This is a genomic window from Flavobacterium ginsenosidimutans, assembly GCF_037478105.1.
Classification (GTDB): Bacteria; Bacteroidota; Bacteroidia; order Flavobacteriales; family Flavobacteriaceae; genus Flavobacterium; species Flavobacterium ginsenosidimutans.
In genome coordinates this window covers 4074758-4088179 of record NZ_CP147988.1, presented here as the reverse complement: position 1 = coordinate 4088179, position 13422 = coordinate 4074758, and the positions used below count along the sequence as shown (strand labels likewise).

Sequence of the window (13422 nt, the reverse complement as noted above, 5' to 3'; positions counted from 1 at the left end):
TGTGATGCAATTTTAATGTTGCATAAGAATTCAATCTGATGTCCGACAATAGATATTGCATCACGGAAGCGCATTGGAATTTCAATCAAAAACAATTAACAGATACACATGAAAAAAATATTTCTATTATTTATACTACTCTTTGGAGTTGGAAATCTACTCGCTCAAGAACAAAATAGGGCAATTGTTACTGCAGTTCCTTTTTTGCAGGTCTCAGCAGATGCGAGAGCATCAGGAATAGGAGATATGGGAGTTGCGACTTCGGCAGATGTCTACTCACAGCAATGGAATGCGGCGAAATATCCTTTTGCAGAAGACAAATTAGGAATAGGGTTGAGTTACACGCCCTATATGTCTTCATTGTCAAATGATACAGGTTTATTGAATTTAAATTTCTATAACAAGATTAATGAAAGAAGTGCATTTGCATTCAGTTTGAGATATTTTGGGATCGGAGAAACCTTATTCAAACAAGATGAAGATGATGCAGGACAAATTGTGAAGCCAAATGAACTTGCATTTGATGGATCTTATTCATTAAAATTAAGTGAAAAATTTGCCATGTCTGTTACAGGAAGATACATTCATTCTAATTTAGAAATTCAGCAGGGAAACTCAAGTGGCCATGCGTCGGGTTCATTCGCTGTAGACATTGCAGGATATTTTCAGACGGAGGAAACTGCTTTCAAAAACTTTAATGGCATCTGGCGAGCAGGATTTAACATTTCAAATCTTGGCCCAAAATTAAAGTATAATGGAGATTCAGGATCTGAAAGCTTTCTGCCAGCTAATTTAAAAGTAGGTGGTGGTTTTGATTTTATTTTTGATCAGGACAACACATTGGCAGCTTCTATGGAACTTAATAAATTATTAGTTCCATCACCACAAAATGACCAAACTAATGCCCAATATCAGGAAACAGGTTTTGTTAAAGGAGCTTTCAGTTCTTTTACTGATGCGCCAGGTGGTTTTAGTGAAGAATTAAAAGAAGTTACTTGGGCTCTTGGATTGGAATATCTATATCAAAAGTCCTTTGCCCTAAGAACAGGTTATTTTCATGAAAGCAGTGAAAAGGGAAACCGCAAATACTTAACCCTTGGAGCTGGATTTAAATACAAGAAAGTTAAATTTGATTTCTCTTATTTAAGCTCTGCGGCAAAACAGAAGTCGCCATTAGATAATATGATAAGATTTTCTCTGTCTTTTAATATTGGTGATAATGCTACGGCTGGGATTGAAGAACAGGAACAGGAAAAACCTGCTAATTAAGAAAAAAGTTTTTCTGATTCTCTGATCTGCATTTTAAATAGCTAGATCCGATTATTTCTTATCTATTGAGATGATATTTAAAAACCTCTAAAATTTAATTTAGAGGTTTTTTTATTTGATTTTCAATAAATTATGGTGTCAGATTTCTTAAAGGCTATTTTTTTTGGCACGTTTCTTGTCTTTTTAAACTGGTATAATAATAAATAAAAGTAAAATCATGAAAACTATCAAATATTTTATTATTGGAGTATTGTTTCTTTCTTTTAATTATTCCAACGCGCAAGTATCGGTAAACGTTAATATTGGAAATCCTCCAGCATGGGGACCGGTGGGCTATACAGACGTTCGATATTATTATCTGCCTGATCTTGAAACGTATTATGATATCAACACATCTAATTATGTTTATTTAAATAACGGAAGATGGATCAGAGCTAGATCTTTGCCATCGGCTTATAGAAATTATGATCTTTACAGCGAGTATAAGGTTGTACTGACAGATTACAGAGGCGAGCGCCCTTATGATAATTTCAAAAATCATAAAGTAAAATATGCTAAAGGTTATAAAGGAAAACCTCAGAAAACAATAGGTCAGAAACCTGGAAATGGTAACAATAAATCTGGAAAAGAAAAAGGACACCATGATAATGGCCATGGCGGAAAATCAAAAGGAAAACATTAATAAATTGTGTAATATTTATATTAATATCGCTTACAAATTAAAACAGCCTTCGAGCTGTTTTTTTTATTTTGATATAGAGTCTTTTTTCAGCTACAATAAAAAAGCTTCAGATTTCTCTGAAGCTTTTTTGTTTTTAGATGATGAAGTAATTTGCGTTCACAAGAAAAACGCTCATTCCACTGGGATATTACCAAATTGTGATTCGATCTTTCTTAGGCAAAAACATTTTGTCTCCCTGTTTTACATCAAATGCTTCGTAAAAAGGAGTAGTATTCATAAGAGGGCCGTTAACACGCCAATTTGGTGGAGAATGTGGATTGTTGTTAATCCACAAGCGTAGGAACTCGTCTTTCATTTTTACTCTCCATATTTTGGCTATAGAAATAAAGAAGCGTTGGTCTGGAGTAAACCCATCGATTTTTGTATTCTCTTGTCCTTGTTGGGTCATTTTAAAAGCATCATAGGCAACTGCTATTCCAGCAATATCTGCCGTATTTTCACCAACTGTCATCGCGCCATTAATGTGTAGATTGTCTAAAACGGTATAGGTACTGTACAAATTAATAACCTGTTGTATTCTTGACTTAAACTGTGCATAATCTTCTTTTGTCCACCAGTTTTTCAGGTTTCCATCTTTATCATATTGAGCACCTTGATCATCAAAAGTATGAGTTATTTCGTGACCTATAACCATTCCAATACCGCCATAGTTAAGAGCATCATCTGCATCATTATCAAAATATGGGGGCTGTAAAATACCTGCAGGAAAAACAATTTCATTTGCAGTAGGATTATTGTATGCTGTAACTGTTGGAACAGTTGTAAACCATTCTGATTTATCGACTGGTTTGCCCAATTTTGCCAATTGAAATTGATACGCAGCTGTAGAGGCCGAAACTACATTCTCAAAATAGGCATTCCTAGCTATCTGTACGTTGCTATAGTCTCTCCATTTATCTGGATATCCTATTTTCTTAGTAATAGCGAACAATTTTTCTTTCGCTTTTTGTTTCGTAATAGGACTCATCCATTCCAATTTATCGATTCTTTTAGCATACGCTTTCTGCAAATTATTTACGAGAATCAACATACGTTTTTTAGCATCTTCTGGAAAATATTTCTTTGCATACAATTCACCCAGAGCTTCGCCTAAGTAATTGTCAATAACATTAGCCATTTTTTCGCCACGTGATTTTTGGACAGCCTGCCCAGAAAGCACTTTGGTATACTCAAATGAAGCATCTACAAAAGGTTTGCTCAAATCGTCTGCATATCTTTCTATAGAATTTGCTTTCAAATAAATTTTCCAATTATTAATAGGGATGGTCTTTAAAAGCTTATTAAGAGCATCATAATAAGCTGGCTGACAAACATTAATTGAATCCGTTTTAGCGCCTAAATTATTTAAAAAAGTAATCCAGTCTATGTTAGGATGTCTTTTTACAAGATCCTTCACAGCCATTTTGTTGTAATTTGCCTGTACATCTCGAAGTTCAACTTTTGTTTTATGCGAAACGGCGATTTGTTTGTCAATATCGTAAACCAAATCGGCATTCTTTTTAGCCTCTTTGGCATCGCTGCCTGTTTGTTGAAATAATGCAGCAACGTATTTTTTGTATGATTTCTGTATGGCAACAGTTGATGAATCTGATTTGAAATAATAGTCCCTGTCAGGCAAACCAATACCCGTTTGATAGATTTCGGCAATGTTCATACTGCTGTTTTTTTGATCAGATGAAACTCCAAAAGCTATAATAGAAGAATTGCCTGCTTTTTCTTCATTAGCTACAAAATTCATTAAGGACGGCAAATCACTAATTGCTTCAATTTTGGCAAGTAAAGGTTTAATAGGCGCATAACCGCGTTTCTCAATGGTTAGAGTATCCATACCAGATGCATAAAAGTCTCCTACCTTTTGTGCTATACTTCCTTCTGGATTCTTGCTTTGCGAAATGCTATCCAATATTCCTTGTAATCGAATTCGTTGCGGGAAATTCATAAACATATAGGCACCTACTCCAGCTTGAGATGCAGGTATTGATACAGAATCGTACCACTTACCATTTACATATTTAAAAAAATCATTACCTGGCCGCAATGTGGAATCTATTCCGCTGATAGCAATATTTTTTTTTCCTTGATGTTTTGAGCATGCTGTAAAAGCTAGTAACGTAATGAAGAACAGAAATGATTTTTTCATAATCTAGATGATTTCTATTAAAATGAACTGAAAAAAGTTTGAAAGCAAGTATTTATGTATATGCCTGACATAGGCAATTTTTAGCAGAACAATATAGGAATTCCGTTTTTAATTTTAAAGTTTTTGTGGGAATTATTACTCGTAAAAATCAGAATTATAAGCAGTTATTTATCGTTAACCTATTGTTTTTCTGTGAAGAATACTCAGTAAATTACTTTAAAGCTTTATATTTAATATTCTGCAATAGACAGTAAATAAAAAAGCAGCCTTTTTAGTCGCTCTTATTCTATATAGATTTAAATGGAAAGAAAATTTTGATTACTTAGTTTTCGTTGGACGGACTTCTATTTTGCTTGGCAGTACATTCGGATTCATTTTTAAGAGGCCTACCACCATTTGGCCTATATCGGATGGCTGAATTTTCCATTCATCATCTTCATTCGGTGTATGGCCGTTAAAGTTTGTGCTAACTGAGCCAGGCATGATGGTGGTGCATTTTACGTCATAATCGCGAAGATCCAGCATGGCAGCCTGCGTAAAGCCAACAAGGCCGAATTTTGATGCATTGTAGGCAGCTCCTTTGGCAAAGAAATTGGTTCCCGCCAACGATGCGATTGAAATATAGTAGCCTTTGTTTGCTTTGAGGTGTTCACAGGTCGCTTTCAGGGTATGGAAAGCCCCAGTTAGATTGGTGTCAATCATCGCGTTCCAGTCCTCTAGGGACATTTCGTCTATGGACGCAAATTTTCCCACACCTGCATTGGCAATGACAATATCGAGTTTTCCGAATTCAGACACAATCTGCTGAACGGCTTTTAGTTCGTCATTGAAATTTCTGACATCAGACTCTATTACAAGTACGTTCTGGTTTCCTAATGTTTGACGTGCCTTTTCAAGCGCATTAGTGTCTCTTCCTGATATCGCCACTTTAACTCCGCTTCGCACTAAAGCTTCTGCAATGCCCAAACCGATGCCTTTAGACGCGCCAGTTATATATGCCACTTTGTTTTCTATGTTTTGCATTTTTATAAGATTAATTGAGGTTTTTTATTTTCATTTCTAAGTTTGATGTTTTCTCTGCACTTTTTTTTAAAGACAGACGGTCTATAAAAATACGATAAATTATAGTATTGAAGGCTCTCTTTTTTATTTTGACAGGTGAGATGAAAGCTGGCTGGAGTGGGGGATTTAAAAAGTAACTATTTAATAGATTCTAAGCTAAACTTTTTAGGTTTTGATCTTTCTAACTTTTTTAGCTATTGAAAACTTTAGGGAAAACAATAAAAAGTTATTCGCGATTATGAAATTATTGTTGTCAATCCGAATAGATCTATAGAAATTAAGAAAAATTTCAAAGCTTTCTATTAATGTATTAGCGTTGAGAAAAGGAATGATTTTAGAAAAAATAATAAAAAAGGTTTCATGTAACAGATTGATAAAGATGGTGTCTAACAAGAATTATCTAATCAATCAAAACTATGAAACAATCAATCACAAGATTTTTCCTTTTTCAAGGATTATTAATTCCATTTATTTTTTGGCTTTCTGTAATTGTTGCAGGAATGCAAAACGAAAATTACAGTCACGTTCGTGACACAATAAGCGCATTAGGCGCAATTGGTGCAAAATCCGAAAATCTTATGGAGATTTCAACCTGGTTATGTTCTTTACTTAGTATCCCTTTTTTAATCGGACTTTTCAATGTTTGCCACCAAGAGAAATTGAAAAAAGCACCACTTTTAGGAATTGTAGGATTTACTGTTATGTTAGGCTGGGCAGCATTTTATCATTCTGGAAATCCAATGCATTCTAAATCTGGGCCAATACTCTTGCTTCTGTTATTAGGACCATTATTGGCAGCTATTTTATGGAAAAGAAAAGGATTGAAAAATCTCAGAATTTTAAGTTTGATCAGTTTCTTTATTATGTTATTTATCTTGATCAGAGCAATTCCCTCAGAAACAATACAAATGAATTATACCGGACTTATTCAACGCTTTGTACATTTTGGTTGGACTGTTTGGTTTATTGCTCTTTCGTTGGGTTTTCTGCGATTGCTTAATATTTCTGCGAAAAAATAGATTTAATTATTGAAATGGCGGTTTTTTAAGGTTTAAATAATTGAAAAACAAGTGTTTGTACTTAGTGTAATTGTTTTAATATATTTTATTTTTGTTTTGAGAATAAAATTGGTTGAAATAACTAATGAAATGATCCTATGGCAACTAATCATACCACATCAATCGAGATTAAACACGGTGCTAATACACAAGGGTATTTTAGTTTTGAAAGCCCAGAGAACCTTATTGTTTTTGTTCATGGATTTGGAGGCAGCGCATTAGGAACATGGAACAACTTCCCCTTAATTTTACTTTTTGATGACCATTTTAAAAATTCCGATATTGTTTTTTATGGTTATGACACTTTTAAGGGACAAGCTGGTGACCATGCGGCGGAATTGTACCATTTTATAAATCTAGCTTTTAAACCTCTTCACAACCAAATTTTGCCTAGTCTTCAAAATTTACCTGAAAGAGACTATAAGCGAATAGTTCTGGTTGCCCATTCTTTAGGAGCAGTTTTAATTAGACAGGCCCAATTGCATGGCCATATTGCAGGAGATGATTGGGTAGAAAAATCTGAACTAGCCTTATATGCTCCAGCTCATCATGGAGCGGAAGTTATTTCCCTTGCGATGCAAGCTTTGCCTGGGTTATCAGGATTATTCGGCTTATTTGTTAAGTTTAGATTTCCAATATTAAATGATTTGGATTCAAAAAATAATGGGATTCTAGATTCAATCAAAAATCAGACTTCAGCTCTACAAAATGGAGGAGAAGGAAATTTTTCAAAAGCTAAATTGGTGGTATATTCTAAAGGAGATAAAATAGTTAGGAATTTCAATTATCTTGAGGATTCTCCGGCCCACGTAATCCCAAATACAACACATATTTCTGTCTGCAAGCCAAAAGACGCCTTCATCACACCTGTTGAGTTGCTAAAGCAGATTATTTAAAACATAGAAAAATGGAGCATAAGGAAAGAAATCTAATGTCATTAAAGGCAGAGTTTCATGATAAAGGAAAAGCTGCCCGCGGATTCAAAAATATAATGAATTTTATTGACCGAAATAAAGAGACAGAACTAAAAAAACTGCTCCGGTTTCATATTCCAGATGGTGTATATGGCCAAGAACTAATAGAGCGCTTTGAAATTGATGCTCTTTTGGAATATTACAATTTGCTATTAGTTGCCATATTTGCCGGTTATGTGCCTGGTAAATTTGATGAGATTTCTTCAAAAGAAATATTAGCAGTTATCAGACACCCTTCTGTTATGCCTTACTACAACGAGTATTATAAGTACAAAATGATTTCTTATACTGCTGAGTTTGCGGAAGAGAATAGGTATTTTGAGCTTGAAGGAAATTCAGTGACAATTTCAGCTTTTAACGAATTTATTTCGCTCAACCGTTTTTTGAAAAGAGATAAGGATGTTGAATTGTTTTTAGGAATGCTTGATTATGTTTGGTACGGCGACAATAAAATTTCAGATGTAATTAAAATATTATCGTCTGAAGAGAAAATAAATTCGGCGTTTATTACTGAAGCCGAAAAGAGAACTAAAGCACAATGTGGAGTTTGGGGCTTTATAAAATATACTATTTTTTTGAGCCAGTTAAAAGATTTGCTGAATTCAATTGATGGCTACCCCTTGCTTCAATCTTCATTCTGGATGTTCCACGGCTATTTCTTTGAGAGAATGAATTCGGAGATGAAAAGTATTTTCCACAAGGCTTTTGAAAATTTGGAAGAATCTTTCAGTAATCCTTTAATCTTTAAAAATTTAATTGAAGAAGTGTACGGTGGTGAAGCGCCTGAAGACTTTAATGAAGTGCAACTCAGTAAATTTGCAGCAAATGCGATAAGACAGTCGCGTGAAGATGTAGATTATGTATTAGATAGAAAGTGGAGCGATCCTTTGAGAGATTATTTTGGACATTGAAATTTATTTGTCTGAATTTGATTGCTAATGGTTTAATTAAAATGAAATTATGTGCGCTCGAGTACTGTTCAAGCTAGTTAACATTTCTCATGAAATTTAGGCTGATAACTTAAAATGGTTCGTTAACTAGGTAAGCTTCAATATAAAGCCATATTATGACATTATTAATCTTTACGAATAACAGCAGCGAAGAGGAGCAATATTTTTTCCATTAAAACAATATCTATTTTCACTTATACTTTAATAGATTCAAAATAAAGCTCAGGTAAAATTATTTTGATTTCCTGCGAAGTTTCTTCCTTAAACCAGTACAATATAAAATTTACATTTACACTTTTTAATTGATAGTGTCTAGACTTCATTATTTCAATTTTCTCGATGAATTGCTTTGAAAATTTCAGTACAGATTGTCCGCTTGAATTTAAGCATTCATAACCTTCAACATGTAGGATTTCTCCACACGTAAGTTTAGAAACCAAAACCTGTCTGTTAATAAAATAGTCTAACCAGATATCTTTGAATGTGGCATGTATCGCAATTTTATCAGGTGCATTGTAAGTTTCAAAATCATCGATTTGTTCAAGATTTTCCGCTACCAATGGATTGAGAAAGCCTGAATTTAAATGCACATATAGATTATATTTTGCTCTTGTCATTGCCACATAAAGTTGGCGCTTAGCATCATCTGTATCTATATTAAAATTCTCAAGCAAAAGGAATACATTGTCAAACTCTTTTCCCTTGGCTTTATGAATAGTTGATACAAAAATTGTTTCGCCATTTTCAGAATAGAAATCCTCCAGTTTAGACTCTCGGATTAAAATTTCTAAATCAGATTTGTACTTTTTATAAGGATTAGTGGTTTCAAAATCTTTGATGATGTTCAGACAAATCTCTAATTTATTGCTATTACGGAAAGTATTGATTAGCTCTCTTTTAGCATTGTCCCAAATCTCATCACTGATTGTGTAAATATCTGTTCCCAGATCGACTTTATCCAATAAAAACCGGACTTCAACTAGATTATACAGATTAAAACCATCATTAGATTGTATCAATTTTGCCTTGATGCCGTTCTTTAAAAGTAACCCCGCAACTTTTATAGCCTCTTCGTTTGTTTTTGTGAGTACGCACGTAGTTCCAGAAAGATCGGTGTTAACTATATCCGTTACAAGAGGTGTAATAAGGTTATTGCTTTGATATCTAATAATCTTGATTTTTCCATTATCAGTTTGATTAGCAATAATCGGTGTTTCTTTTAATCTGTGATGAATTTGTTGGACAAATTGATTTGAGAATGTAACCAGATTACTTTTACTACGGTAATTTTCAACCAATTCATGTTTTATGGTTTTGTTGTCATAAATGAACTGTTCAAGATATTTAGCACTAGCCCCCCTAAACTCATAAATATTCTGGTCATCATCTCCCACAGCAATAACCCTCATTTCTTCATTTTGCTCCATTAATGCATTAATAAGAGCGAACTCATCTGCATTCATATCCTGGGCTTCGTCAATAACTAAAACAGTCTTTGTAATTTTACTAGCCTCAACATCACCATTTTTGATTCTTTGAACCGTAGTGTTTAAAATATCCGTCGATTTTTCTAAAGTGCCAACCTTACCCAAAAGATCAAAACAATAAGAATGGAATGTTTTAATCTCAATAAAGTTAGCGGCATTGCCAATGAGCTTTAGTAAACGCTTTTTAAATTCGGTCGTAGCAGCCCTTGAAAAGGTTAACATTAATAGTTGCTCATGTTTAACATCTTCCATCAAAAGAAGCGAAGCCAGCTTATGGACCAAGACCTTTGTTTTTCCACTGCCTGGACCAGCAGCAACAACGATATGCTGTGTTTCGTTATCATTAATAATTTTCAACTGCGTAGGGGACAACTCCCCGAAGAGTTGTCTGAATTTTGCAGGTGTAATATTCCGTTTAATCTCATTTTGCCTGCTGCCTTTAAAATACTTGTTTAAGAAAGAACTATAATTGAGTTGGAAATAATCTTCCACAAACTGAAGTGCATTCCTGTAATCGGTAATCATCCTTTGAGCATATTCGCCTACAATGTGAATTTGCTGAACTTTACTTTCGTAAAATTGACTAAGCTTTTGATAATCTTCTTTAGTGTATTGCTTTTTATTATTTTGTTCGGTTCGCTCAATGGTTAAACAATTATATACAACAAGAAAACCGCCTTCTATCTTTATTGCCTCAATTCTTGAAAGATAGAACAGCGTATCTTCAATATCATCAATGCTTATTTCTTTTTTGAAAAGACTGAGACTATTATCATAAGTAGCCTTTAGTTCATGTACTGAAAACTCCACTAAAATCTCATCTTTATCTTCCTGATCTTTTATGGCTTCGGCGATGGTTTTATCATAAAAAAAATCAACGATAAATTTTGCGAGCTCATGCCGTTTTTCAAGCCTATCTTTTAGCTGTTCTTTGCTTTGAAGGCAATGTATAGCAATGTGATTTTTAGAATGTTCTAAGTTTTTTCTTTTAATCCAATTTTTAATAGACCAAAAGTTAATTATTGTTTTCAGCTTATTGGTATTTACACCATCGCACCCATTTTTTTCAGCTTCCTCGTTCAATTCTTTTAAATGGAAGATACTTTCTTCTTCTTTGAAAACTGGAAGTAAAAAGTTTTCAATTTTACTGTATATTTCTACAATGGAAAGGGAACGGTTTTTATTGTCTACTTTTTTTATAAATGCGGTCAGGTCCTTTGCATCTGCCAGAATATTCTCCTCACGCAGCAGGTTTATAATATTAATGACCTCTTCTTTTACAATACCCAAATGATCACTAATATAATCTACTCTTGATTCAGCAGTTTCGCTGTTGATCTGCTTTCTGCTTTTACTTGAAAAGAGTTTCTTTATAATACGTACACCTTGCTCTTTTTGCTTTTCTTCAAATTTTCCCGAAATGTTTATTTTATCAATAGCTTCTTGGGCATTTTTAGGTAAAATACTGTTAGCAAATACCCTCGGCATATTCTGCCCACGTTTAAGATATCCGGCATCTTCAAGAGCAGCAATTGCGGTAGTTACACGCGTTTCTATTTCTACAACATTGTCATCCCAACCTGCCTTACGGGCAATCTCTAATGCTGAATTGGATACTTTAGAACGAAATCTTGTAATATCTTTTATTGCTTTCCATACCTGTTGGATTTCTTTTAAAGAAAGCTTGGTCTGATTCAACAGGATAAAGTGCTTACTGAGATCCTCTTCGTTAAACAGTACAAAACAATCAGCTGAAATATTCTCATCCCTGCCAGCGCGTCCTGCTTCTTGAACATAATTTTCAAGGGAATCTGAGATTTCGTAGTGAATTACCAAGCCCACATCTTTTTTGTCTACACCCATACCAAAGGCAGAGGTCGCCACCATAATTTGCGTTTCACCATTTAAAAAGGCATTCTGGTTTTTAGTCTTTTCCTGTTTATCCATTTTGCCATGGTATGGTTTTGCACTAAAACCGTCATTAGCTAACCTTTCAGCTAGCAGATAAGCCTTTCGGGTTCGGGACACATAAATAATAGTAGGGCAGTTTTTTTCTTCGATTAAATCTCGGGTGGCCAAATATTTTTCTTCTTCATTTTGCTTTTCAAATACCTTGTATTGAAGATTAGTTCTTGATGCTTTTGAAGTGAAAATTTCAAGATCCAGTGATAATTTTTCGCTAAAATAATCCCGTATGTCCTCAATCACCTTCTGTTTGGCTGTTGCGGTAAAGCACGACACTGGAATGCCATTCTCAAGGTTTTTCTTTTCTTGAATTAGTTTTATAAAATCCCCGATGTATAGATAGTCTACCCTGAAATCTTGTCCCCATGAGGAAAAACAGTGTGCTTCATCAATTACAAAACGGGCAACTTTCCTGCCTAAAATTAGCTTTTCGATAGTTCTCGATCTTAGTGATTCGGGAGAAATGTATAAGATAGAAGCAGAACCATCTTCAATCCTTTCAAACGATTTGGCTCTTTCAATAGGGTCTAATAATCCGTTAATGGTAACAGCTTGAATTATGCCAATCTTTTCGAGATTATCAACCTGATCTTTCATTAGTGATTGAAGCGGAGAAATTACAATAGTCAATCCTTTTGAATTTTCAGCGTTTATTAAAGCAGGAACCTGAAATGTAATTGATTTTCCTCCGCCTGTTGGAAAAACAGCCAATACTGACTTGTTATTCACAGCTGCCTTAACGGCTTTTTCCTGGAGTGGCTCACCACCATAAGTCCGATATGAATCGAAACCAAAGAATCTTTTTAATCCTTTGTGGATGTCAAGGGCGTTATTACAATAATTACAACCGGTTATGCAAGGTTTATTCCTTAATAATAGCATTATGCGCTCTACATCAGGGAAGTTCTTTAAAACCCAAGGAGGTGTGATAGAATGAACAGTTTTATGGGTTATGAATGAATTAATCAATGCTAGGCAATACGCTAATTCAATAGGGTGTTCAGCAATTATTTTGGTTAAATCTGACTGTTCACAAATTTCATTTCGAAACTTTAATCTAATCTGCGCTTCTGCATTAGAGCTTATACTCCTGTAATTTACAAAACGAAAAAAAGCTCCAAACTCTTTTGTGGAATTTAAGAGAAAGCAGAAGATTTCTTTAAGTGTTTTATCAATTTGCCAAAAAGCAGCAACCTCACTATTGAATAAATCTCGTGCCTTAATGGAATCGTTTAATGGGTTGTTCGTGTCTTCCGTTTGAAGTTTGTCATCCTTCAATAATGCATGGTAGGGCTTTGTCGGAAATAGTAAAGGAGATAGGTATAGTGTATCAATTATGTTTAGAGATTTAATCCCAGCCTCATAAATTGCTTCACCTATATATTTTATATCGTGATTTAAAATGTTATGTCCGCATACATAATCGTCACCTTGGAGAAACTGTACAAAATCCCCTAAAGATGTTTTATGGAATTGATTACCGTTTTGTTTAATTGCACCTATATCAAGGATTTTACCTTTGTTTGGTTCAATTTCGGTATCAATGAATGTTATTGAATAAGTATTTTTCCGTTCATCTAATAGCATTAAATTCAATAAGATTATGGTTTGGTTTATCTATCTAGGCTATAAATTCACAAATATTTAATAGTCAATATGATAGTATGCTAATTTAATAATTTATTTCGTAAATTTTAAAGATATCTTTTAAATCAAAATTATGGTAATTGATAACATCAAAACCATTCGTTAAAGGACTTTGTTGCGTAAGTGCA

8 protein-coding genes are annotated in these 13422 nt (G+C 34.1%); 5 read left to right on the top strand and 3 right to left on the bottom strand.

Annotated elements, in window-relative coordinates:
* The first annotated feature begins 108 nt into the window (after window positions 1-108).
* Both porV and V6624_RS17850 read left to right on the top strand, forming a co-directional pair.
* Window positions 109-1269 carry a type IX secretion system outer membrane channel protein PorV gene (porV, locus tag V6624_RS17855; protein WP_338839594.1) on the top strand — a complete coding sequence of 387 codons (1161 nt, stop codon included), beginning with the start codon at window positions 109-111 and terminating at the stop codon, window positions 1267-1269.
* 217 nt (window positions 1270-1486) lie between these two features.
* On the top strand, window positions 1487-1951 hold the full coding sequence (locus tag V6624_RS17850) for a hypothetical protein (RefSeq protein WP_338839593.1): 465 nt from the start codon (window positions 1487-1489) through the stop codon (window positions 1949-1951).
* Between the two features lie 187 nt (window positions 1952-2138).
* Here V6624_RS17850 and V6624_RS17845 read toward each other — a convergent pair whose 3' ends face one another.
* Together V6624_RS17845 and V6624_RS17840 are read right to left on the bottom strand one after the other, a co-directional pair.
* Window positions 2139-4151: a M13 family metallopeptidase gene (locus V6624_RS17845; RefSeq protein WP_338839592.1), complete on the bottom strand. Its 2013-nt coding sequence runs from the start codon at window positions 4149-4151 to the stop codon at window positions 2139-2141.
* Between the two features lie 318 nt (window positions 4152-4469).
* Window positions 4470-5174, bottom strand: coding sequence for an SDR family oxidoreductase (locus V6624_RS17840; RefSeq protein WP_338839591.1), 705 nt, complete (start codon window positions 5172-5174; stop codon window positions 4470-4472).
* A 455-nt stretch (window positions 5175-5629) separates the two neighbouring features.
* Here V6624_RS17840 and V6624_RS17835 point away from each other — a divergent pair, with 455 nt between their 5' ends.
* The 3 genes from V6624_RS17835 (at window position 5630) to V6624_RS17825 (ending at window position 8156) form a co-directional block, all read left to right on the top strand.
* A complete protein-coding gene (locus V6624_RS17835) occupies window positions 5630-6232 on the top strand; it encodes a DUF998 domain-containing protein (RefSeq protein WP_338839590.1) in 603 nt (200 codons plus the stop codon).
* 137 nt (window positions 6233-6369) lie between these two features.
* Window positions 6370-7167 (top strand): esterase/lipase family protein, encoded by a 798-nt coding sequence (locus V6624_RS17830; RefSeq protein ID WP_111290112.1) that lies wholly within the window; start codon window positions 6370-6372, stop codon window positions 7165-7167.
* 11 nt (window positions 7168-7178) lie between these two features.
* Window positions 7179-8156 carry a hypothetical protein gene (locus V6624_RS17825; protein ID WP_338839589.1) on the top strand — a complete coding sequence of 326 codons (978 nt, stop codon included), beginning with the start codon at window positions 7179-7181 and terminating at the stop codon, window positions 8154-8156.
* Window positions 8157-8389: 233 nt separating this feature from the next.
* On the opposite strand, the gene V6624_RS17820 is transcribed toward V6624_RS17825, so the two are convergent.
* Window positions 8390-13234, bottom strand: a complete 4845-nt coding sequence (locus V6624_RS17820; RefSeq protein WP_338841916.1) for a RecQ family ATP-dependent DNA helicase — start codon at window positions 13232-13234, stop codon at window positions 8390-8392.
* Window positions 13235-13422 lie beyond the last annotated feature (188 nt).